The 22,553-nt window shown below is 69.1% G+C and carries 21 protein-coding genes, 1 tRNA gene and 1 pseudogene; 15 read left to right on the top strand and 8 right to left on the bottom strand.

Annotation, left to right across the window (positions count from 1 at the left end; all coding sequences use genetic code 11):
* Positions 1–10 precede the first annotated feature (10 nt).
* Together ACQP17_RS24785 and ACQP17_RS24780 are read left to right on the top strand one after the other, a co-directional pair.
* Complete coding sequence (locus ACQP17_RS24785) at positions 11–496, top strand: HD domain-containing protein (protein ID WP_433858259.1); 486 nt, start codon at positions 11–13, stop codon at positions 494–496.
* A gap of 102 nt (positions 497–598) precedes the next feature.
* Positions 599–1,456 (top strand): ABC transporter ATP-binding protein, encoded by an 858-nt coding sequence (locus ACQP17_RS24780; RefSeq protein WP_433858258.1) that lies wholly within the window; start codon positions 599–601, stop codon positions 1,454–1,456.
* An 80-nt stretch (positions 1,457–1,536) separates the two neighbouring features.
* Here the strand turns inward: ACQP17_RS24780 and ACQP17_RS24775 are convergent, their stop codons facing one another.
* Positions 1,537–2,646: a ferritin-like domain-containing protein gene (locus ACQP17_RS24775; protein ID WP_433858257.1), complete on the bottom strand. Its 1,110-nt coding sequence runs from the start codon at positions 2,644–2,646 to the stop codon at positions 1,537–1,539.
* 165 nt (positions 2,647–2,811) lie between these two features.
* On the opposite strand from ACQP17_RS24775, the gene ACQP17_RS24770 reads away from it, so the two are divergent.
* From ACQP17_RS24770 to ACQP17_RS24760, 3 genes are all read left to right on the top strand, one after another.
* Complete coding sequence (locus tag ACQP17_RS24770; protein ID WP_433858256.1) at positions 2,812–3,759, top strand: AurF N-oxygenase family protein; 948 nt, start codon at positions 2,812–2,814, stop codon at positions 3,757–3,759.
* A gap of 72 nt (positions 3,760–3,831) precedes the next feature.
* The gene (locus ACQP17_RS24765; protein WP_364877389.1) at positions 3,832–4,572 is read left to right on the top strand and encodes a TetR/AcrR family transcriptional regulator; all 741 of its coding nucleotides are present in this window, start codon (positions 3,832–3,834) and stop codon (positions 4,570–4,572) included.
* A gap of 36 nt (positions 4,573–4,608) precedes the next feature.
* Positions 4,609–4,872, top strand: a complete 264-nt coding sequence (locus tag ACQP17_RS24760) for a hypothetical protein (RefSeq protein ID WP_433858255.1) — start codon at positions 4,609–4,611, stop codon at positions 4,870–4,872.
* Between the two features lie 40 nt (positions 4,873–4,912).
* On the opposite strand, the gene ACQP17_RS24755 is transcribed toward ACQP17_RS24760, so the two are convergent.
* The 5 genes from ACQP17_RS24755 to ACQP17_RS24735 all read right to left on the bottom strand — a co-directional run bounded on the left by ACQP17_RS24755 (position 4,913) and on the right by ACQP17_RS24735 (position 10,653).
* A complete protein-coding gene (locus tag ACQP17_RS24755; protein WP_433858254.1) occupies positions 4,913–6,166 on the bottom strand; it encodes a styrene monooxygenase/indole monooxygenase family protein in 1,254 nt (417 codons plus the stop codon).
* Positions 6,167–6,253: 87 nt separating this feature from the next.
* On the bottom strand, positions 6,254–6,925 hold the full coding sequence (locus ACQP17_RS24750) for a GTP-binding protein (RefSeq protein WP_433858253.1): 672 nt from the start codon (positions 6,923–6,925) through the stop codon (positions 6,254–6,256).
* Positions 6,906–7,304: a DUF742 domain-containing protein gene (locus tag ACQP17_RS24745; RefSeq protein WP_040898351.1), complete on the bottom strand. Its 399-nt coding sequence runs from the start codon at positions 7,302–7,304 to the stop codon at positions 6,906–6,908. The genes ACQP17_RS24750 and ACQP17_RS24745 overlap by 20 nt, the downstream gene beginning before the upstream one ends.
* Positions 7,301–7,795, bottom strand: a complete 495-nt coding sequence (locus ACQP17_RS24740; protein WP_433858252.1) for a roadblock/LC7 domain-containing protein — start codon at positions 7,793–7,795, stop codon at positions 7,301–7,303. Before ACQP17_RS24740 ends, ACQP17_RS24745 begins: the two co-directional genes overlap by 4 nt.
* A complete protein-coding gene (locus ACQP17_RS24735; RefSeq protein ID WP_433858251.1) occupies positions 7,792–10,653 on the bottom strand; it encodes a nitrate- and nitrite sensing domain-containing protein in 2,862 nt (953 codons plus the stop codon). The genes ACQP17_RS24740 and ACQP17_RS24735 overlap by 4 nt, the downstream gene beginning before the upstream one ends.
* Positions 10,654–11,272: 619 nt before the next feature.
* On the opposite strand from ACQP17_RS24735, the gene ACQP17_RS24730 reads away from it, so the two are divergent.
* Positions 11,273–12,118 carry a hypothetical protein gene (locus tag ACQP17_RS24730; protein ID WP_433858250.1) on the top strand — a complete coding sequence of 282 codons (846 nt, stop codon included), beginning with the start codon at positions 11,273–11,275 and terminating at the stop codon, positions 12,116–12,118.
* 133 nt (positions 12,119–12,251) lie between these two features.
* Here ACQP17_RS24730 and ACQP17_RS24725 read toward each other — a convergent pair whose 3' ends face one another.
* Positions 12,252–12,752 (bottom strand): MarR family winged helix-turn-helix transcriptional regulator, encoded by a 501-nt coding sequence (locus ACQP17_RS24725; protein ID WP_433858249.1) that lies wholly within the window; start codon positions 12,750–12,752, stop codon positions 12,252–12,254.
* 277 nt (positions 12,753–13,029) lie between these two features.
* Between ACQP17_RS24725 and ACQP17_RS24720 the strand changes: the two genes are divergently transcribed.
* Positions 13,030–13,908, top strand: a complete 879-nt coding sequence (locus ACQP17_RS24720) for a lysozyme (RefSeq protein ID WP_433858248.1) — start codon at positions 13,030–13,032, stop codon at positions 13,906–13,908.
* Positions 13,909–13,978: 70 nt separating this feature from the next.
* Here the strand turns inward: ACQP17_RS24720 and ACQP17_RS24715 are convergent.
* Positions 13,979–15,286, bottom strand: a pseudogene (locus ACQP17_RS24715) (S16 family serine protease); the annotation flags it as partial.
* A gap of 32 nt (positions 15,287–15,318) precedes the next feature.
* Between ACQP17_RS24715 and ACQP17_RS24710 the strand changes: the two are divergent.
* From ACQP17_RS24710 to ACQP17_RS24675, 8 genes are all read left to right on the top strand, one after another.
* A complete protein-coding gene (locus tag ACQP17_RS24710) occupies positions 15,319–17,061 on the top strand; it encodes a recombinase family protein (protein WP_433858247.1) in 1,743 nt (580 codons plus the stop codon).
* Between the two features lie 375 nt (positions 17,062–17,436).
* Positions 17,437–17,509: transfer RNA gene (locus ACQP17_RS24705), tRNA-Lys, on the top strand.
* Positions 17,510–17,605: 96 nt separating this feature from the next.
* The gene (locus tag ACQP17_RS24700) at positions 17,606–17,842 is read left to right on the top strand and encodes a hypothetical protein (RefSeq protein WP_433858246.1); all 237 of its coding nucleotides are present in this window, start codon (positions 17,606–17,608) and stop codon (positions 17,840–17,842) included.
* Positions 17,843–17,929: 87 nt separating this feature from the next.
* Complete coding sequence (locus ACQP17_RS24695; protein ID WP_433858245.1) at positions 17,930–18,277, top strand: HNH endonuclease; 348 nt, start codon at positions 17,930–17,932, stop codon at positions 18,275–18,277.
* A 258-nt stretch (positions 18,278–18,535) separates the two neighbouring features.
* Positions 18,536–18,904: a phage terminase small subunit P27 family gene (locus ACQP17_RS24690; protein WP_433859999.1), complete on the top strand. Its 369-nt coding sequence runs from the start codon at positions 18,536–18,538 to the stop codon at positions 18,902–18,904.
* Between the two features lie 12 nt (positions 18,905–18,916).
* A complete protein-coding gene (locus ACQP17_RS24685; RefSeq protein ID WP_433858244.1) occupies positions 18,917–20,476 on the top strand; it encodes a terminase large subunit domain-containing protein in 1,560 nt (519 codons plus the stop codon).
* 50 nt (positions 20,477–20,526) lie between these two features.
* Positions 20,527–21,918 (top strand): phage portal protein, encoded by a 1,392-nt coding sequence (locus ACQP17_RS24680; RefSeq protein WP_433858243.1) that lies wholly within the window; start codon positions 20,527–20,529, stop codon positions 21,916–21,918.
* Positions 21,905–22,546, top strand: a complete 642-nt coding sequence (locus tag ACQP17_RS24675; protein ID WP_433858242.1) for an HK97 family phage prohead protease — start codon at positions 21,905–21,907, stop codon at positions 22,544–22,546. Before ACQP17_RS24680 ends, ACQP17_RS24675 begins: the two co-directional genes overlap by 14 nt.
* Positions 22,547–22,553: the final 7 nt, after the last annotated feature.

The raw sequence follows: 22,553 nt of genomic DNA, 5'->3' as shown, positions 1-22,553 counted from the left end.
CAATGGCCCCATGGCTGACGCGATCCCGCCCATGGAACCGGCTCCGCCCCCGCTGCTGTCCCTGGCCGAGGTGGAGGCGCTGGCCCGGCGGGTGCACTCCGGGCAGACCGACAAGGCCGGCCGCCCCTATGCCGAGCATCTGGCCGCGGTCGCGGCGGGCGTACGGGAGCGGGGCGGCAGCGAGGAGCAGATCGCCGCGGCCTGGCTGCACGACGCGGTCGAGGACGGGGCGCTGAGCCGTGCGTGGCTGGCCGGTGCGGCGCTGAGCCAGGAGGTCAAGGCGATGATCCTGGCGGTCACCAAGGGGCCGGAGGAACCGCTCGAGGAGTACACCGCCCGCATTCTGGCCACCCCCGGGGCGCTGCTGATCAAGGAGTCGGATCTGGCGCACAACGCCGATCCGGAGCGGCTGGCCGTCCTGGACGCACCGACCCGGGAGCGGCTGGCGGAGAAGTACGCGCGGGTGCGGGCCCTGCTGGGGCTGACCGGCCCGTAACCGAAGCGGGTCCGGGCCGCCCGGCGGCCGCGACCGGCCCCCCGGGGGTCCACACATCGGACACCTGCACAGAAAGGTGTCATACGCAGCTAGTCTGCGGTGATGACCACTCCGCAGCCTTCGCCGTCCCCGGAGCCCGCGCCGTCCGCACCGCGGCCGGACCCGGGAGCCGCCCGTGTGATCGCCGCCCTGGAGGGCGTCGGCGTCCACCGCCACACCACGGGGCAGGTCATCCTCGACGCCGTCGACTGGACCGTACGGTCCGGCGAGCACTGGGCGCTGCTCGGTGCGAACGGCGCCGGCAAGACCACCGTGCTGCGCCTGACCGGGGCGCTGATGTTCCCCACCGTCGGCACCGTCGAGGTGCTCGGCCACCGGCTCGGCTCGGTGGACGTGCGGGAGCTGCGGGCCGCCATCGGCCTGGTCTCCGGCGCGCAGAAGGTCCCGCAGGACGCGACCGGCCACACCGTCGTGCTGACCGGCGCGACCGGAACCGTGCAGCCGCTGTGGCGGAAGTACGACGCGGCCACCCGTGAGCGCGCCCACGAGCTGCTCGCCGAGCTGGACTGCAAGGAGCTGGCGGACCGGCCGTACGGGGTGTGCTCGGGCGGCCAGCGGGCCCGGATCCTGATCGCCCGCGCGCTGATGGCCGAGCCCCGGCTGCTGCTGCTCGACGAGCCGTTCAACGCGCTCGACCTGCCCTCCCGCGAGGACCTGATCGACGCGCTGCACCGGCTGGCGGCGGGGCGGCCGGAGCTGTCGACGGTGACGGTCACCCATCATCTGGAGGAGCTGTCGCCGGCCATCGGCCACGCCCTGCTGCTGCGCGAGGGCCGGGTGCAGGCGCGCGGGCCGGTGGACGAGGTGCTCACCGGGGCGCGGATGACGGCCTGCTTCGGCCGGCCGATCGAGGTCTCGCGGCACGAGGGGCGCTGGCTGGCACGGTCGGGGAAGCGCTGACCCCCTGATCCCGGGCGGGCCGCCGGCCCGCCCCGCCCCGCAGGCCCGCCCCGCCCCGCAGGTCAGCCCCGCCCCGCGGGTCAGTCCTGTGCCGCGCCCTCCTCGATGGCCGCCGCGACCTCCGCCGTACGGGCCTGTTCCTCGGCCGCGAAGCGCTCGGCGTCCAGCTTCTCGGCGAGTTCCTCGTCCTCGGCCATCAGCAGATCGAGGTTGGAGTCGCCCATCTCGAAGACGCCCATGTCCACATAGGCGCGCTGCAGCCGCTCGCCCCACAGTCCGATGTCCTTGACGCAGGGCACGATGCGGCTGAAGAGCAGCTTCCGGAAGAGGTGCAGGAATTCGGAGTTCTCGGTGAATTCGGCGGCCTCCTTCGGCGGAATGCCGAAGTTCTCCAGGACTTCCAGGCCGCGCAGCCGGTCGCGCATCAAGTAGCAGCCCTCGATGACGAATTCCTCGCGTTCGCGCAGTTCGGCGTCGGTGAGCTGCCGGTAGTAATCGCGCAGCGCCATGCGTCCGAAGGCGACGTGCCGGGCCTCGTCCTGCATGACATAGGCGAGGATCTGCTTGGGCAACGGCTTGGTGGTGGTGTCGCGGATCATGCCGAAAGCGGCCAGCGCGAGGCCCTCGATCAGGACCTGCATACCGAGGTACGGCATGTCCCAGCGGGAATCCTTCAGGGTGTCGGACAGCAGCGCCTGGAGATTGTCGTTGATCGGGTAGAGCATCCCGATCTTTTCCTGCAGGAAACGGCTGTAGATCTCGGCGTGCCGGGCCTCGTCCATGGTCTGGGTGGCGGAGTAGAACTTCGCGTCGAGGTCCGGGACGGATTCCACGATCCGGGCCGCGCAGACCATCGCGCCCTGCTCACCGTGGAGGAACTGGCTGAACTGCCAGGAGGTGTAGTGCTGCCGCAGATCGCCGCGGTCCTTCTCGGTCATCTTGTCCCAGTACCGCGTGCCGTACAGGGACATGGACTCGTCCGGGGTGCCGAGCGGGTCCCGGGGGTCCACTTCGAGGTCCCAGTCGATCCGCAGGGTGGCGTCCCACTGCTTGTCCTTGCCCTTCTGGTAGAGCGCGAGCAGCCGTTCGCGTCCGTCGTCGTAGTCCCAGCTGAAGCGGGCCGCGCCGGAGGCGGGCACCTTCCACACGGGGTCGCCTGGGTCTTGCACATAGAGGTCTCGGGTCGACACGGACGCCTCCTCGGCTCGCCAAACGCCTTGTCACGGGCGGTCGTTGGCAGGCTCACACGCTTCTTACCGGCGGGTCAATAAGTCGCGCACGAGGGATTGACGAGCTTGCTGACAAGCAGTCTCATAAGAGGGAACGCGGGAAACCCAGAGCGAGGTAGCCAGATCATGACGAGCGCACCCACCGACATGACCGTGACGGACACCGAGGTCCTGCGGGACGCCCTCGGTCTGCTCAAGGACCGGGAACAGGTCGCCGAGCGGCTGCTGGACTCCTCCGCCCGGCACTCCTTCGACCCCGATACCGAACTCGACTGGGACGCGCCCCTGGAGGAGGGCAAGTGGTTCTGGCCGCCGGAGCTGGTCTCGCTCTACGACACCCCGCTGTGGCGGCGGATGTCCCTGGAGCAGCAGCAGGACCTCGCCCGGCACGAGGCCGCCTCGCTCGCCTCGCTGGGCATCTGGTTCGAGATCATCCTGATGCAGCTGCTGGTGCGGCACATCTACGACAAGCCGGTGACCAGCGCGCACGTCCGCTACGCGCTCACCGAGATCGCCGATGAGTGCCGGCACTCCAAGATGTTCGCCCGCATGATCCACAAGGGCGGCACCCCCGCCTACCCGGTCTCCCGGGTGCACCACAACCTCGCCCGCGTCCTCAAGACGGTCTCCACCACCCCGGGTTCGTTCGCCTGCACCCTGCTCGGCGAGGAGATCCTGGACTGGATGCAGCGGCTGACCTTCCCGGACGAGCGGGTGCAGCCGATCGTGCGCGGGGTGACCCGCATCCATGTCGTCGAGGAGGCCCGGCACGTGCGCTACGCCCGGGAGGAACTGCGCCGCCAGATGATCACCGCGCCGCGCTGGGAGCGGGAGTTGACCCGCGTCAGCTCCGGCGAGGCGGCCCGGGTGTTCTCGCTCGCCTTCGTCAACCCGGACGTCTACTCCCAGGTCGGGCTGGACCGGCGCGCGGCCCTCGCCCAGGTGAAGGCCAGCGGCCACCGCCGCGAGGTGATGCAGTCCGGCGCGAAGCGGCTGACCGACTTCCTGGACGACATCGGCGTACTGCAGGGCGTGGGCCGCAGGTTGTGGCGCCGCTCGGGTCTGCTGGCCTGAAGGATTCCTGTGAACCGCCCGGTAACCGAGCGCCTGTCCGAAGCGGAATCCGGGCCGGTTACGCTGCTGTTCATGAACGGCAGCGGCACCGCCCCAGCAGTACCCCGACCCGCCTACCGCAGGCTGAGCGTCGAGCAGCGCCGCAGCCAACTGCTCACCGCCGCCCTGGGTCTGTTCGCCCAGCGCGCCCCCGAGGACGTCTCGCTGGACGACGTGGCGACCGCGGCCGAGGTCTCGCGTCCGCTCGTCTACCGCTACTTCCCCGGCGGCAAGCAGCAGTTGTACGAGGCCGCGCTGCGCAGCGCGGCCGACATGCTGGAGCGCTGTTTCGCCGAGCCGGAGAGCGGGCCGCTGACCCAGCGGCTGTCGCGCGCGCTGGATCGCTATCTGGCGTTCGTCGACGAGCACGACGCGGGCTTCAGCGCACTGCTCCAGGGCGGCAGCGTCGTGGAGACCGCCCGCACCGGCGCGATCGTGGACGAGGTGCGGCGGGCCGCGGCCGATCAGATCCTGCGGCATCTGGGCGAGCCCGAGCCGGGCCTGCGGCTGCGGATGACCGTGCGCATGTGGATCACCGCGGTCGAGGGCGCCTCGCTGATCTGGCTCGACGAGGACAAGCAGCCGGGCCTCGACGAGCTGCGGGACTGGCTGGTCGACCACTTCATCGCCCTGCTGACCGCGACCGCGGCCCGGGACCCGCAGACCGCCCGGGTGACCCGGGCGGCGCTGAAGCTGGAGGCCGCCGACGGCCCGGCCGGCGCACTGGCCCGCCGGCTGCTGCCCGTGGTGAGCGACGCCACGCATCTGCTGTGAGCTTCCGCCCCGCGGCGGCGGTGGGAGACTGACGGCGTGCGAAGCGAGAACACGCCGTTCGTCGGCGGGCCGCTGGACGGCCGGGTCCTGCCCGTCCTGGTCGGCATGACCGGGCAGCCGCCGAAGACCTACGAGGTCCCGGTGCCGGACGACGGCAAGGGGCCGCCGCGGCGTCATGTCTACCGGCGGGTGCCGGGGCGGGTGGGCCGGCTGGGGCTGCCCAGCGGCTGGCGCTACGAGTACGACCCGGAGGGCAGGGCCGCCGGCGACGGGCCCCGGTGGCCCTGGCGCAAGCGCTGAGGCGGTGCGCCCCCGCGGAACGGGGGCACACCGCCGGGGCTCAGGCGGTCAGCGACGCCAGGTAGGCGTTCGCCTTCTCCGGCTCGTAGAAGAAGTTCTCGAAGTCGGACGGGTCGTCGAAGCCGTTGGCGAAACGGTCGGCGACGGGCTGGAGCCGGCCGGCCGCGCCGATGACGTTCAGCACGTGCTCCGGCGGCGGCGCCAGCATCGCGTTGGTCCACTTGGTGACGTGCCGGGCGGTGTTCCAGTACCGGTCGAAGGTGGCCCGCATCCACTCCCCGTCGAACGGCTCCTCGCCGCGCTCGACGATGGAGGCCAGGTAGGACGCGGCGCACTTGGCGGCGGAGTTCGAGCCCTGGCCGGTGATCGGGTCGTTGGCGACCACGACGTCCGCGACGCCCAGGACCAGACCGCCGGAGGGCAGCCGGCCGACGGGGTTGCGCACGGTGGGCGCGTAGCGGCCGGCCAGCGTGCCGTTGGCGTCGGTCAGTTCGACCCCGGTGGCGCGGGCGTACTCCCAGGGCAGGAACGTCTTCATCAGGTCCAGCGTGAGCGCCAGGTGCTCCTGGGGGTCCTTGACGCCCTGGAAGGCGTCCAGCGGGCCGCCGGGTATGCCCTCCCAGAAGAGGATGTCGGCGCGGCCGGAGGTGGTGAGCGTCGGCATGACGAACAGCTCGCCGACGCCGGGCACCAGGTTGCAGCGCACCGCCTCGAAGTCGGGGTGCTCGGGGCGCGGGCCCATGCCGTGCACATAGGCGACGGCGAGCGCGCGCTGCGGGGCGTCGTAGGGGGAACGGGAGGCGTCGCGGCCGAACATGGACACCAGCTCGCCCTTGCCGGCCGAGACCAGCGTCAGGTCGTAGCGGCCGGCGAAGAAGTCCAGGTCGGAGACGGCGGCGCCGTGGATGACGAGCTGCCCGCCGCGCTGGGCGAAGGTCTCCATCCAGCCGGCCATCTTCACGCGCTGGTCGACGGACTGGGCGTGGCCGTCGAGCCGGCCGACCCAGTCGATGGCGCGCTGCGAGCCCTCGGGTGACTCGTGGCTGCCGGGGGCGGCGACCGAGACGCCGAGGCCCTCGATGCGCGGGGCCTGGCTCTCCCAGAAGTTGATCTGGAGGTCGCGCTCGTGCTGGAGGGCGGTGTGGAACATGCACTGGGTCGACATCACGCGCCCCGCGCGGATCTCATCGGCGGTGCGGTTGGACATGAGGGTGACCTCATAGCCCTGGGACTGGAGGCCGAGGGCCAGCTGGAGACCGGACTGGCCGGCCCCGATGATGAGTATCTTCCGCATGGCGGCACTCTTCTCTGCTACTGCGGGTGTTCGGGGGTGAAGTGGGGGGTGGCAGGGCGCCCGGGGGGCGGACCTCCGCGGTGGCCGTTACTCGGGCGCGGACTCCAGGGCGTGGCCGACCAGCGCCAGCAGTGCCTGGATGACCGTGGTCCGGCGGCGCGCGTCCATGACCACCACGGGCACGTGCGGCGGGACGGTCAGCGCGTCGCGGACGTCCTCCGCGTCGTAGGAGTCGGTCCCCTCGAAGTGGTTGACCGCGACGACGTACGGCAGTCCGCAGCTCTCGAAGTAGTCCAGCGCCGGGAAACAGTCCTCCAGGCGGCGGGTGTCGGCCATCACGATCGCGCCGATCGCGCCGCGCACCAGGTCGTCCCACATGAACCAGAAGCGCTGCTGTCCGGGCGTGCCGAACAGGTACAGCACCAGTTCCTGGTCGAGGGTGATCCGCCCGAAGTCCATCGCGACCGTGGTCGTGGTCTTCTCCGGGGTGGCGGTCAGATCGTCGGTGTCCTCGCTGGCCTGGGTCATCACCGCCTCGGTCTGGAGCGGGGTGATCTCCGAGACCGATCCGACGAACGTGGTCTTGCCGACGCCGAAGCCGCCCGCCACCACGATCTTGGTGGCGATCGGCGCCCGCGAACGGTCCGTCTGCCAGCTCTGCAGCCCCGCGTCGGCCGCGGCCGCGGGGTCGGCCCGGCCCGCGGATCCGGCGGACGCCGCCGGTCCGGCCGATATCGTGTCAGAGCCTGTGAAGTCCACTCAGCACCCTTTCGAGCAGCGCGCGGTCGGGCCGGCCGGAGCCGTGCCCGGTGCCGTAGACGCGAATCTTTCCCTGGTCGGCGAGGTCGCTGAGCAGTACCCGGACCACGCCCAGCGGCATCTTGAGGAGCGCGGAGATCTCCGCGACCGAGCGCATCCGGCGGCACAGCTCGACGATCGCCCGCATCTCGGGCATCACCCGGTCACCCCAGCCCCCGGAGGTGAGTTCGCGGCGCTCCTCGGGCGCCTCCAGCGCGGCCACGAACGTCTCCACCAGCAGCACATGGCCGAATCGCGTCCGGCCGCCGGTGAGCGAATACGGCCGCACGCGCGAGGGTTTCCGGTCCCCGCCGCGCACGGGGAGTTTGGGAGTACTCACTTGGCGTTCTCCATCGACTTGCGCAATTCACTGCGGAGTTCGGGGGTGAGGACATGTCCGGCCCGGCCGACGAACAGCGCCATGTGGTAGGCGATGACGTTCATGTCGCAGTCGGGGGTGGCGTGCACGCCGAGCAGCGACCCGTCGCTGATCGACATGACGAACAGGCTGCCCTCGTCCATCGTGATCATCGTCTGCTTGACGGCTCCGCCCTCCATCAGCTTGGCGGCGCCGTTGGTGAGGCTGCCGAGCCCGGAGACGATGGTGGCCAGATCCGCGCTGGAGCCCCGCGGCCCGTCACGCTCGCCCGGCCGTGCCGCCTCGTCCGTGCGGTCGGGGTCGGAGGACAGCAGCAGCAGGCCGTCGGAGGAGACCACGGCCACCGAGCGGATGCCCGGCACCTCGTCCACCAGGTTCGTCAACAGCCAGTGCAGGTTCTGTGCCTGGCTGCTCAGGCCGTTTCCGTAAGCAGTGGGCGCTTGCGCGTTCAATCGCGTGCCTCCTCGACAACGTGGCTCTCTCCCGGGGCCCCCGCGCCGTCGGTGTCCGTCTGTGGGATGGTCTGCTCCGTTGTACGCTCCGCGATTTCGGCCTCGACCTCGCTCCGGCCGACTCGCGCCCCCGCCTGGAACCCGCCGAGCCGGCGCCGCAGCGCCTCGGCGTTTGCCGCACCGCTCTTGCGCGGTGCGGCGGGCGCCTGCTGCTGCGCCACGACCTTGGGCGTGCGCTTGGGCAGCCCGGTGGCCGTCCGCCGCTTCCCCGAGGGGGCGGCGGCAGTCTCTGGGTCGGCCGCCTCGCCGGCCGCCGGCTCCCCGGCGGGCGGCACCTCGCCGGCCGGCACCTCGGCGTCGGGGCCGGGGGCCGGGGCGGCGGGCGCCGGGTCCGGGCTCCCCTCGTCCCCGGCCGGGAGGTGGTCACCGGTGCCGTGGGTGGTGGCGGCGTACGGTCCGGGCGACCGCGGGCCGTACGGGCTCGATTCCGACGGGGAGTAGGTGGTCGGGCCGGACGGCTGCGCCACGGGCTCCGGCCCCTCCGGGCCGCCGAGCCCGGCGGCGTCGATCGCGCGCTCCGCGGCGGCCACGAACGGGTCGGCGCCGGTGGCGGCCGCGGTGCCCTCGTCGCGGGGCTCCGGTGCGGCCGGCGGTGCGTCGGACGGCTCGGCACCGGTGGCCGGGTCCCGGTCGTCCTGGGGCGGGGAAGCGGGGGGCGGGGACGCCGGGGCCGGTGCGCCGGCCCGCGCCGCCGGTTCGGTGCGCGGCGCCCGCGTCGGCAGCGCGTTGGAGTTGGCCTCGGCGACCGAGCCGGGCAGCCCCGGGGAGTGCGCCAGGTCCGGGGAGGCGGGCGCCGGGGGGCCCGACGGCGCCGGCCGGGTGGGCAGGATCGAGCCGGGCAGCACGATGACGGCGGTGACCCCGCCGTGCTTGCCGTCCCGCAGCTGGACCCGCACCCCGTGCCGGGCGGCCAGCCGCACCACGACGTACAGCCCCAGGCCCAGCGCCTCGTCGATGGTCTCGGAGGACGAGGCGGCCTCGACGTCAGCGAGCCGCTCGTTCAGCTCGGCCAGCCGCTCCGAGGTCATCCCGATGCCCTCGTCCTCGACGGAGAGCATCACCTCGCCGCTCTCCAGCAGCCAGCCGGACAGCTCGACATGGGCGTTCGGCGGGGAGAACGCGGTGGCGTTCTCCAGGAGCTCGGCGACCAGGTGGCTGAGGTCGTCCGCGGCGAACCCGGCGACCTGGGAGTGCGGCGGCAGCGACTGGATGCGCACCCGCTCGTAGCGCTCGATCTCGCTGATCGCGGCGCGCAGCACGTCCAGCAGCGGCACCGCCCCCTGGTGGTTGGTGCTGTGCTGCTCGGCGCCCGCCAGCACGAGGAGGTTCTCGCTGTTGCGGCGCATCCGCGCGGCGAAGTGGTCCAGCTTGAAGAGGGTTTCCAGCCGCTCGGGGTCCTGCTCGCTCTCCTCCAGCGACTCGATGACGCCGAGCTGGCGCTCCACGAGGCCCAGGGTGCGCAGCGAGAGGTTCACGAACCGGCCGTGCACACCGCTGTGCAGGGCCGCCAGCCGCTCGGTGAGATCGGCGATCTCCTCCCGCAGCGTCTCGCCCTGCTCCTGGAGCACCTCGCGTTCGGCGACCAGGCGCTGCCGGCCGCCGATCAGCCGTTTGCGTTCGCCCTCCAGCTCGGAGGTGCGCCGCGCCAGTTCGCCGACCTGGGCGTGCAGCGCGTTGACGGACCCCACGGCGGCGGCGAATTCGTCGTTGCGGCCCTTGTAGGCGAGGGGCTCCTCGTGGGCGGGGTCGGCGGCCAGCCGCTTGGCGCCGATCCGCAGCGCCGCGAGCGGCTGGGTCAGCGAGCGGGCCGCCCAGACGCCGGCGCCGACGGCCAGCAGCAGGCACAGCCCCTCCAGCCCGATGCGGATCTCCAGCTCCGTCACCGCCTCGTCGCGCAGCACGCCCAGCCGCTGGACGTCCGCGGTGGCCATGGCGGACTCGACGCCGCGCATCAGCCCGACGCGGGTGGTCAGGGTGGCGCGCACCCGCGCGCGGTTGAGCCGCAGATCGGTCGCGTCCAGCCGGGGCTGGTCGGTCAGCCGGGTCAGATAGCGCTCGGCGTCGGTGACGTCCGCGCCGTTGACGGTGGCGGCGTAGCGGTCGCGGGCGCGCTCGCTCGCGGCCTGCTGGAAGTCGCCCAGCGCGCCCTGGGCACGGGTGTGGGCGACCTGGGCGAGGGCGGTCAGCCGGGGCTGGCTGCCGCCCGCGTCGAGCGCGGCCAGCAGCAGGGCGCGGGCCCCGGCGGCCTGTTCGGTGGCGCGGCCCAGCGCGGGCAGGGCGCGCAGGTCGGCGTCGGCGGCGTCCGCGCGGGCGGGCAGCCCGCGGGCGATGTCGTCGCCGATCGTGCCGAGCGCCTGGAGGGTGCGGGTGTAGGCGCCGTAGATCTGGTCGGCCGAGACCGTGCGGGAGAGCGCTTGGTGACGGGTCTGCGGGAGGGCGGCCAGCTGCTTGGCGGCGGTGGCGTAGGCGGCGCTGTCGCCCGAGGCGTCCTGGGCCTCGGTGCGCAGGTCGTCGATCTGCCGGTCCACCTGGGCCCGCTGGGTCCGGGTGGCGGTGGCCGCCGCGCCGCCGGCGCCGGTCGCCGCGGCGCCGCGGTGACCGGCCGCGTAGGCGGTCATGGCGTCGCGTTCGTCGGCGAGGGAGTGCGCCAGGGCGATGGCGCGGACGTTCAGCTCCGCCAGATCGACCAGGTGCTGGCCGGTGGTGGCGTCGTCGGCCGTCGCCGCGAGGCCGGGGGCGCCGGCCCCGAGGACCGCGGCGGCCACCACGGCCACCGCCCCGACGAGGCGGTTGCGCACCCGCGCGGGACGGCGTCCCGTGCGGCCCTCGCCGCCGTTCGCCGTGCCCCCGCTCTTACCAGGAGCCGAGCCCGTGCCCGCGCTCGAACCGGCCGGTGATCCCGGCTTCCCTGCGCCGCCCCGAAGCCGCATCTTCCGCACCGCTGCTCGCATTCCTGTCTCGCCTGCTCACGCCCTGTGGCGTCGCGGACCCGGCTCGCTCTCCGCTCGCGGGGCGGGGCGGATCTGCGCGAAAACCGCAGCAACGCACACGTCCGCGAGGGGAAGCAGCCCGGCTCTGCGCGTCGCGACGAACGTCCTGGCCCCACCCCATGATCCGGGCAACGACCATTCCACCGGCGCCGCGCAGTGGCTCGGCAACACATGCCCGGCCACCTGAACGAGTGAACATCAATCGGAGTTTGGCCATCAACTTCCGCGCGAGAAGGTTTTCGGCCGCAACGTCGCGCAACCCCCGGACGGGTTTGGAGATGCGTCCGGGTCCTGGCAGGATGCGCGCCCGCATGCCGCCGGGCCGCGCTCCACACGATCCCTGCACATCTGTGGTGTTCCCGCACCGGTGCGGCCGTGCGCGTCCGGCCCGCGGGCCGTCCGCACGCCCTCCGGCAGACTGGCGGCCATGCATCTCGCACTCGCCACCGAGCCGGGCGACCCCCAACACCCGAACGAGGACTACGCATCGGTAGCCGTTCCGGCCTCCGGCCAGGGCGGGGTCCTGGTCCTGCTGGACGGCGTGACACCACCCGAGGACGACCACGGCTGTGTGCACTCGGTGCCCTGGTTCACCGCGCGGCTGGGCGGCGCAATGCTCGAACTGTCGGTTTCACACCCGGATATGACGCTCCCGAAGGCGCTCGCCGCGGCCATCTCCCGGACGACTGACGGACACCGCGCCTCCTGTGACCTTTCTCACGCCCGTACGCCGCAGGCAACCGTGGTCGCCGCGCGGTGGTCGGAGCACACCGTCGAGCATCTGGTGCTGTCCGATTCGGTGCTGCTGCTGGAGCGCACGGACGGCTCGGTGCTGCCGGTGCGGGACCCCCGGCTGGACGAACTGCCGCCCTCGGTGCGGGAGCTGCGGGCGGCCGTACGGGCGCTGCCGCGCGGCTCGGCGGAACGGGCCGCCGCGGGCCGCGAGTACGCCCGCGCGGTCGAGGCGCTGCGCAACGCCGAGGGCGGCTTCTTCACCGCGGCCGCCGACCCCTCGGTGGCCGCCCGCGCGGTCACCGGCACCACCCCGCGCTCCGCGGTCCGTTCGCTGACCGCGCTCAGCGACGGCGCGAGCCGCTGGGTGGAGGTCTTCCGGGAGGGCTCCTGGGCCGACTGTGTGGCCCTGGTGGCGGGGCAGGGCCCGCAGGCGCTGATCGACCGGGTCCGCGCGGCGGAGGCGGCCGACCCCGCGGGCGCGGCGTATCCGCGCGGCAAGGCGCGCGACGACGCGGCGGTGATTTTTGTGGCGCCGTGACAAATCACCGGCGGGTGCGGCTTTTCTCCCGCCGCTTCGGCGCGCCGCCTCGACGGCCGCGGACCGGCGACGGGGCGACGGGGCGACGGCGGACCGCGACGGTCCGCGGCCGGTGCGCGTGCGTCTACCCGCCCTACGCCTCGTCGCTCTCCTGCTCGGCGTTCAGCCGGTGGAGCAGGCGGGCGAGTTCGGCGACCTCGCCGCGGTCCCAGGAGGCGAGGTTGCGGGCGTAGCGGGCGCGGCGGCCGGTGCGGACGCGGGTGAAGCGGGCGTGGCCCTCGTCGGTGAGGCGTACCAGGACCGCGCGGCCGTCGGCCGGGTCGGGCTCGCGGGCGACCAGCCCGAGCGTCCCCAGGGCGTGCAGCTGGCGGCTCATGGTGGCCTTGCCGACACCGAAGAAGCCGGCGAGGTCGGTGGCGCGCTGGGCGCCGGCGTCGGCCAGCCGGAACAGCAGGCCGTAGGCGGCGGGCTCCAGATCGGGATGCACCTCCCGGGCCAGTTCGCCGGACGAGGCACGGGCCCGGCGCAGAAACACCGCCAATTCGCGCTCCAGGGCGAGGAATACGTGGTCCACCCCGACCGGTTCGCCCTCCGCCGCCCCGCCGGCTCCGGTGTCGTGCACGTCAGCGCCCATTCTTCCGCTTTCCTCACCTGAAAGTTTTCCGCCCTCGGCGGCTGAAGCCGCAGCTCGGCCAGTATTTCGCAGGACGAGACCAACGGCAGTGCGCGCCCCCTCTTTCGGCACACCGGTCTACGCGCGTACCGTCATTTCCGGTATGGCCGTACCTTCGGCCCCGGACGCCCGGCGGATCCGCCGCGTCCCGCAAGCCGCACCCCCCTGCGTCCGCACGCCCGGCCATGCCTCGGCTCTTCCCCCCTCGGCTCCTCCCCCGAGCTCTTCGGAGGCACGTATGTCCGTGCTCAGATCCGGCTCCCCCCACCGGCCCGCCCGCACCCCGGCGGCCGTGCCCGGGGTCCTCCTCCCGCTCCTCTCCCTCCTCTCCCTCCTCGCGTTCGTTCTGGGCCTCGCCGGTACCGCGGGCGCCGCGGACGTCCGGCGCGCCCCCGAGCCCCGCCACCCCGGCCAGGACTGGGCGGGCTCGCAGATCGCCCGGCACGAGGGCACGACGGCCGGCGGCGCACCGCCCGCGGCCTCGCTCACCGCGTCCGTCGAGGGCGTGGACGTCAGCAGCCACAACGGCAGCGTGTCCTGGTCGACGCTCTGGAGCAGTGGCGTCCGCTTCGCCTATGTGAAGGCGACGGAGTCCACCAGCTACACCAACCCGTCCTTCGCGCAGCAGTACAACGGGTCCTACAGCGCCGGGATGATCCGCGGCGCGTACCACTTCGCCACCCCCGACACCTCCGGCGGCGCCGCCCAGGCCGCCTACTTCGCCACCCACGGCGGCGGCTGGTCCCGCGACGGCAGGACGCTGCCCGGCGCGCTCGACATGGAGTACAACCCCTACGGGTCGACCTGTTACGGGCTGAGCCCGGCCGCGCTGGTCTCCTGGATGAAGGACTGGTTCGCGACCTACAAGGCGCGCACCGGACGCGACGCCGTCCTCTACACCTCCACCAACTGGTGGAAGCAGTGCACCGGCAACTCCACGGCCTTCGGCGCCGTCAACCCGCTGTGGATCCCGCGCTACGGCTCCTCGGTCGGCGAACTCCCGGCCGGCTGGGACTTCCACACCCTCTGGCAGTACACCTCCTCCGGCCCGACGGTCGGTGACCACAACCGCTTCAACGGCTCGGCGGACCGGCTCAAGGCCCTTGCCAACGGCTGAGAACGGCGCGCGGCCGGCCCCGTGCTCCCCTCGCGGAGGCACGGGGCCGGCCCTCTGCCGGCGGCGGCCGTCAGGCCGCGACCGGGACCTGCGGCGCGGCGCCGTTCGACGCCGGGGTCAGCGCCAGCTCCAGCACCTGACGGACGTCCGCGACCGGGTGGACCTCCAGGGCGTCGAGGATCTCGGCGGGGACGTCGTCCAGGTCCGGTTCGTTGCGCTGCGGGATGACGACGGTGGTGATCCCCGCGCGGTGCGCCGCCAGCAGCTTCTGCTTGATGCCGCCGACCGGCAGCACCCGCCCGGTCAGCGAGACCTCACCGGTCATCGCCACGTCGGGCCGCACCGGCCGGCCGGACAGCAGCGAGGCCAGCGCCGTCGTCATCGTCACGCCCGCGCTCGGGCCGTCCTTGGGCACGGCGCCCGCCGGCACGTGCAGATGCACGCCCCGTTCCTTCAGGTCGGCGACCGGCAGCTCCAGTTCCGCCCCGTGGGAGCGCAGGAAGGACAGCGCGATGTGCGCGGACTCCTTCATGACGTCACCGAGCTGGCCGGTCAACTGGAGCCCGGACGCGCCGGTCTCCGGATCGGCGAGCGAGGCCTCCACGTAGAGCACGTCGCCGCCGGCGCCGGTGACCGCGAGTCCGGTGACCACGCCGGGCACCGCGGTGCGCCGCTCGGAGGGGTCCTGCGCGGACTCGGGGGTGTGGTGCGGCCGCCCGATCAGCGCGCGCAGCTGCTCCGCGGCCACCGTGAACGGCAGCTCCTGCTCGCCGAGTTCGTGCCGGACGGCGACCTTGCGCAACAGTCGGGCCAGGGCGCGCTCCAGATTCCGCACGCCCGCCTCGCGGGTGTACTCACCGGCCAGCTTGCGCAGCGCACCGTCCTCCAGGCTCACCTCGCCGGGCTCCAGTCCGGCCCGCTCCAGCTGGCGCGGCAGCAGGTGGTCGCGGGCGATGACGACCTTCTCGTCCTCGGTGTAGCCGTCCAGGCGGACCAGCTCCATCCGGTCGAGCAGCGCCTCGGGGATGGCGTCGAGGACGTTGGCGGTGGCCAGGAAGACCACGTCGCTGAGGTCGAGTTCCACCTCCAGGTAGTGGTCGCGGAAGGTGTGGTTCTGTGCCGGGTCCAAGACCTCCAGGAGGGCGGCGGCCGGGTCGCCCCGGAAGTCGGAGCCCACCTTGTCGATCTCGTCGAGCAGCACCACCGGGTTCATCGATCCGGCTTCCTTGACCGCCCGGACGATCCGGCCGGGCAGCGCGCCGACGTACGTGCGGCGGTGGCCGCGGATCTCCGCCTCGTCGCGGACGCCGCCGAGCGCGACCCGCACGAAGGTGCGGCCCATGGCGCGTGCGACGGACTCGCCGAGCGAGGTCTTGCCAAACCTCAGTTGGGGGGGCTAGCGTCTCCCCCATGACCATTGGGACGGTGTCCGGGTTGACCACTCACGCGGCAGGCTATGACCGGCAGTCACAGGAACGCGATAACCGAAGCGTAGCGTCTCCTGTAGCACAGCGCGCGGCTAATCACGGAGAAGCGAAGCGGCGCATTAAGGCGGGGGAAGACCTAGTTTGGGTCGGCCACTACTCGGAAGCCCCCGGAACTTCCGCTTTCGGTAAGGCTGATCGGCCCGAATTTACGCGACTCTTGCACGATTGCCATGCGGGCAAAATCAACATGGTGATCGTGAATTATGTATCCCGGTTCTCACGCCTTGACCCGCTCGAAGCGATTCCTGTTGTTACGGAGTTGCTGAACCTGGGCGTGACCATTGTCAGCGTGACAGAAGGCATTTTCCGTAAGGGCAACCTTATGGACTTGATTCACCTGATCATGCGTCTTGACGCTGCCCACAACGAATCAAAAAACAAGTCGACCGCCGTGAAAGACGCGCATGATTTGGCGCGCGAACTGGGCGGATATGTGGGCAAGGCTGGATACGGCTTCCGCATGGTTCCGGAGACGCGTTACACGGAAGACGGCCGGCCCGTTGTGATTCAGGCGCTCCGTCACGAGAAGCGGGAATACGAAGAAATCCGCCGTTGGTGGTATGACGTCATCAAGCCCAATATGGCCGTGACGTTCACCCCGGTTCGCGGAAAGCATCATCCCGGCTCGCTGACCAATCTTGCGCGCACATTGCACGCCACCAAAGTGCCCACTGTGGGCGCTACGGCTGGAAAGAAGACCGCTGACAGCGCATGGGATGCTGCAACCATTAAGCGCATTCTCATTGACCCGCGCGTTGCAGGGTTCCGTACCCGCCCGATTTACAGCGACAAGCCGACGAAGAGCGGCAAGCGCACCATCACGGGATACCGAATCGAGCGCGACCCGGTAACCATGGAACCGTTGACGCTGGGGTGTGGCCCGATCATCCCGCCCGAAGATTGGTACGAACTTCAGCAATGGCTAAGCACGCGTGGACGTGGCAAGGGCATGACGCGCGGGGAATACCTGTTGACCGGCTTCGGAGCGCTGAAGTGCGAAGGCGGCAACCCCATGGTCGGCCACGGGCGTCAGAACAAGGCAAGCGGCTATCAGTGCAAATGCCGGAAGGGTGAGCACGTCGGAAGCGTCACGATCACGTGTGACCGGCTCGACGGTTACGTTGCATCCCGGATTTACGCCCTGATTCAGACGGCGGAAGGCGACGAAGACACCCTTGCCGTAATCCATGCGGCAACCAAGCTCTTCGGGCGCGTGAACGAGAAGCCCGAATTGGCCGGTGAACGTGCGTCGTTGGTCGCTGAGCGCGCGGACGCTGCCAAAGCCCTTGAAGAGCTGTACGACGACCGTGCGGCAGGCGGCTACGGCGGCAGCATCGGGCGGAAGAAGTTCCTTGAGCAAGAGGCCCGTCTCAGCGTCAAGCTTGACGGTGCTGAAGAGCGCCTGAGAGAGCTTGCAGCGGCCATGAACCCTGTCTTGCCGCTCGAACAGTGGCTACCCGAAGACGGGGGCGACCCGACCGGCCCAGGGTCATGGTGGGCCGCTGCGAGCCTTGCCGACAAGCGCGCGTTCGTCCAACTCTTCGTTGAGTCCATCACGGTGCGCAAGTCGAAGACGGGCAACAAGTACGACCCGATTCAAGAGCGCGTAACGATCACGTGGCGCAGCGACGACGACGACGAAGAGCCGGAGACGGTAGCGGCGTAGCACAGCGGGAAGGGGTCGAGCCGGCGAACGGTTCGGCCCTTTTTTGCTGACTTCAGATCGTTAGTTAGGCTAAGTAATAGTGACTCCGTCACGACAGCGCCCAGGGGCAAGCCGTCTGAGCTGGGAAGAGTGATGCTGTGACGCTGTGACCCATAACCAGGATTCATATAAGACTTCTCTAAGGGCAATTCAGATTCGACGCCACTTCATCACAGCGTCACGCGCACCCTTCGCTGAGCGGGTCACCGACTCCCTTCATATAGGTAGAGGGGTGATTCCGCACCGCGCATCTAGTAGCGAAACGCAACGGCGCTTGAGTGCACTCCCCTTAGCCGGTTACTCCCGTGTCTCTCCCACGGTTGAGCGACCGGCCTTGCTTCTGTAGCTCAGTTGGTAGAGCGGCGCACTCTTAATGCGCTTGTCACTGGTTCAAGTCCAGTCAGAAGCACGGAGCTACCGGCGACCCCGTAACGGGCTACGAAGGGCAGGCACTCTCTTTTCGCGCAACCGCGCGGACCGGTACGCATTTTGAAAGGGGCTCAGGATGAGCGGTTACACCTGGGCTTGGCTTGCTTGGCTGGGCGCGTTCGTCGCCATTGAGGGCAAGGCACTGTTCAACAAGACGGCTGGGGACACCCTGAGCGAGCATGTGTGGCGTTGGTTCGCCACTGCCCAGGGTTCTACTGGTACGCCTAGCGGCTGGGTCCGCATACGGCGTTTCAGCCTTCTCGCCTTCATGGCATGGCTCAGTGTGCACTTCCTGACAGGTGGCCGTTTCTAACCTACTCACGTGAGTAGGTTGGGCCGGCTCGAAGGGTAGGGGGGTGTTCTACCCAGGGGGGTGCCCCTGTAATAGGGGGGGGTGCCCATGCGTACACGCTGCCTTGACTGTCGAGACTGGGCCACCCATGCGGGAAGGTGCGCACTGCACCACTCCCACTACAACGCACAGCGCAGCATCAAGAGTCACAGCAAGCGGCGTGCTGCCATAGCGCGTGGCAACAATGCTGCGGCCAAGATGCGGCGCGCTGTACGTAAGGCTGTCGGTGCGCACTGCGCTGTGTGCCTGGGTTGGTACCTGCCTAGTCAGCTAGACATTGATCATGTCAAGCCCCTTGCATTGGGTGGCGAAGACGTTGAAGAGAACGTTCAAGCTCTGTGCAAGCGATGCCATAAGACGAAGACCGCAATGGATTTCGGTAAGCGTCCCTTCTGAGGGGGGAAGGCGCGGCGAAAGTTCAGCCCGTTGCCTCTCAGCGATCCCGGCCCCAGCTCGGAAAACGCACGCTAGGTGTGACGCCGGACCCCGACCCCCAGCGGCAACGACCCTTGTAAACACTGGGCAAGCGGCACTTCGGCACGCTGAGAATGGGTCAGTTAACGACCCGTTAAGGGGGTGCTAATGAGCCGCGCGAAGTCCCCAGACATGCGAACCGGGAACGCCAACGCTGCCGCTGAGTCCGCTGCCCCCATCGTGTACGAGGGTCGAGCGCCCCGTGTGCCGGCTCACCTGAAGAGCGCGGGCAAGGACGTATGGCGCAACGTGTGGTCAGCGGGTATGGGTGCCTACTCCCCCGAAACTGACCGCAACGTGATTCTTCGGTACTGCGAACTTCACGACCGACGCACTGACCTTCTCGCCCTTGTCGAAGCCGACGGCTTCATGTCTGAGGGATACAACGGTCAGCCGGTCGCACACCCGATGCTCCGCTATGTCGAATCGACGGAGAAGGAACTCCGCTCGATTGAGACGGCGATCGGCTTCACGCCTGAAGCGCGCTTGCGCCTGGGCATCGTGGCCGCTGAGGCACGGAAGGTGTCCGCCGGACCCGAAGACTTTTAGGAGGGGTGACCGGTGACAGGAATTGATCCGGTTATCGCTCGACACATTCCCGCTGACGCGCCGTTCCCTTCTGAGGGTTACCGGGTCGCGAAGTGGATTGAAGAGTTTTGCTACCTGACGGGATCGTTCGCCGGCCAACCGTTCCGGCTTCTCCCGTGGCAACGTTCGCTTCTGATTGACGCGTACGAACTGACTCAGGACACCTTCGGGCGTTGGCGTCGAAAGCATCGAACCGTTGTCGTGTGCGTGGCGCGCAAGAACGGCAAGTCAACGATTGCCGCTGCCATCATGCTCTATCACCTGATTGCCGATCGTGGCGATTCTCAGCGACAGGTTATCGCCGCTGCGAATGACAGAAATCAGGCGCGCATGGTTTTCGACAGCGCGAAGCAAATGGTGAACGCGTCCCCGAAGCTGTCCGCCGTGTGCAACGTTCAGCGCGACGTGATCCGGTACAAGGACAACACTTATCGGGTCGTGTCTGCGGACGCCGGACGTCAGCAAGGTCTCAACCCTGCCGCTGTCAGTCTGGACGAATACGCGTTCTCGAAGAACTCCGACTTGTTCGACGCGTTGACCCTGGGCAGTGCTGCCCGTAGTCAGCCAATGTTCTTGATTATCTCGACCGCTGGGCCCGACCCGGACGGCCCCTTTGCCGCACTCTGTGAGCAAGGTGAGCGGGTCAACTCCGGCGAAGCCGACGACCCGACGTTGTTCTATCGGTCATGGGGCCCGAAGCTGGGTCAGACGGTTGATCACCTTGACCCCGAAGTGTGGGCAGCGTGCAACCCGTCTTACGAGATTCTGAATCCCGACGACTTCAAGGCGGCAGCGCAGCGGAGTACGGAAGCTAGCTTCCGCATCTACCGACTGAGTCAGTTCGTGCGTGGCGCGTCTACGTGGTTGCCGCATGGGCTTTGGGATTCGCTTGTCTCGACGGACGACCCGCTTGAGCCTGGGGACGAAGTTGTCTTGGGCTTCGATGGGTCATGGAAGGGCGACAGCACAGCGCTTGTCGCTTGCCGCGTGCGCGACCTGAAGGTGTTCGTCCTGGGCCACTGGGAAGCGCCGGCCGATGATGTGCATTGGCGCGTTCCGATGGCTGACGTTCGCGACGCTCTTCACGATGCGCTCGACGTCTACCGGGTACGGAACCTTGTTGCCGACCCGTACCGCTGGGAAGAGACGCTAGACAATCTCGAAGCCGACGGCTTCCCGGTTGAGGCGTTCCCGACCAACTCACTGAAGCGCATGATTCCGGCGACTCAAGCGGTTTACGACGCGTGCCGTGACAGCCGACTGTGCCACGACGGCAACCCGGCTTTGGCTCGACACATCGGCAACGCCGTACTTCGTGAGGACAAGAACGGCGCACGCGTGACGAAGGAATACGCGGCAAGCCGTCGAAAGATTGACCTTGCTATCGCGATGATCCTTGCTGTCCATGGCGCTGTGATGTGGCGCGAAGACAACGGCACCCAGGTTGATACGGCGATTCTCGCCACCTGGGAAGACGCCGACGGTCACGTATTCACGGACGGGCTTTCTGCCGACTACTTCTCTGATCTTTGACCCCAGCCTACTCACGTGAGTTGGCTGGGCCGACTCCCGAAGGGGGCACCGTGGGTTTCTGGTCTGCACTCTTCGGGCGGGGGCACTCTCCGGCGCTCGACGCCGCTGAAGGTCGAGTATGGGAACCGTACGACCCAGCCGTGTACGCCCTGGGGGCAACGGCGGCTTCAGGTGAGCGCGTAACGCCCCATGAGGCACTTCAGGTGTCTGCGGTCTTCGGGTGCGTTCGTCTCCTCTCAGAAACGATTGCAACGCTTCCGCTGACGTCGTACAGCAAGCGGGGCGGGGCGCGTCGTGAGATTGCGTCCCCTGAGTGGCTGGACTACCCGAACGCCGAACCTGGGGGTATGGGTCGGATTGACGTTCTGTCTCAGACGGTTCTCTCTCTCCTTCTCGACGGTAACGCGTTCCTTGCTGTGCGCTGGGCCGGCCCGAACATCGCTGGGCTTGACGTGCTCGACCCGACGAAGATTCACGTTCACATGGTCATGGTGGACGGCATCCGTCGGAAGGTGTTTGAGGCGTACGACATTGACGCCGACGGGAACGAAGTTCTGTTGGGTTGGTTCACGCCGCGCGACGTGCTTCACATTCCGGGGATGATGTTGCCCGGTGACTTCGTCGGTTGCTCGCCTATCTCATACGCACGGGAGTCCATCGGGCTTGCCCTTGCTTCGCAGAAGTACGGGGCTCACTTCTTTCGCAACGGCGCTATGCCGGGTGCAGTGGTTGAGGTACCGGGCACCATGTCAGAAGAGGGTTTGGCCCGTGCGCGGGAAGCGTGGCGTGCTGCCAACTCCGGCGTCGACAACGCTCACAGAGTCGCATTGCTGACTGAGGGCGCGAAGTTTTCGAAGGTGGCCATGAGCCCCGACGAAGCTCAGTTTCTTCAGACCCGACAGTTTCAGGTGCCGGAAATTGCGCGCATCTTTGGCGTGCCGCCGCACCTGATTTCGGACGCTACGAACTCCACTTCGTGGGGCTCCGGTCTTGCTGAACAGAACATTGCATTCACGATGTTCAGCCTTCGTCCGTGGCTTGAGCGTATCGAGTCGGGCTTTAACCGACTGCTCTTCGCTGAGACAGCGGACCGAATGAAGTTCGTGAAGTTCGACCTTGACGAAATCAAGCGTGGCGCTCCGAAGGAACGAATGGAGCTTTGGTCACTGGGTCTTCAGAACGGCATCTATTCGATTGACGAAGTTCGAGCCGCTGAAGACATGCCGCCCCTGCCCGATGGGTTGGGCGAGTCTTACCGGGTTCCGATGAATCTCAGCAAAGTCACTGACGAACCTGAGCCTGAACCGGCCCCTACTCCCCCAGCCATTGAAGCCCCGGTATCTGAACCGGGCGAAGAGCCGGACAACGCCGAAGGCGACCCGGACGAAGAGCCGGCCGAAGAGCCGGACAACGAAGGGGATAACGAGGATGACGACGCGTGAACTTCGGTTCGCGGTCGGAGCACTTGAAGAGCGCGCGTCTGATGACGGGCGCATTTCTATGCGCGGGTACGCCTACCGGTTCAACGAACTGAGTCAGGATCTCGGCGGCTTCCGGGAACGCATTGTTCCTGGGGCCGGTGCTCCGTCGCTGCGATCAAACGACGTGTACGCCACGTTCAACCACAACGCGTCAGCACTGCTAGGGCGTACTTCGTCCGGCACGCTGCGAGTTGGTGAAGACCGCGAAGGCGGTTGGTACGAGATTGATCTACCGGACACGACGGTTGGCCGTGACGTTGCTGAGCTTCTGAAGCGCGGTGACCTTCAGGGTTCGTCGTTCACGTTCCGCGTGCTCGACAACGGGCAGCGGCGTTCGGCAGACGACGACCCGGAAAGCGGTCTTCCTATTCGGGAGATCACGTCAATGGACGTCCGGGAACTGGGCCCGGTTACCAACCCGGCTTATCTCACAACTCAGGCTTCTCTTCGCTCGATTGAAGAGGCTCTGAGCATCGGGGAGTTCGCGCCCCCGGCTTCTGACGAAGAGCGCGATTCCCAGTCGGACGGCGACGACGCCCCGGCTTCTCACCTTGACGCGCGTGCCCTTGTCCGCGCTCTTTCCAAGTAAGGGGCTC

This window comes from Streptomyces kronopolitis, from assembly GCF_050953795.1.
In the GTDB taxonomy this organism is placed as follows: domain Bacteria; phylum Actinomycetota; class Actinomycetes; order Streptomycetales; family Streptomycetaceae; genus Streptomyces; species Streptomyces kronopolitis_A.
Note: the sequence above shows the minus strand (reverse complement) of the source record. Positions and strands in the feature narration are given on the sequence as shown.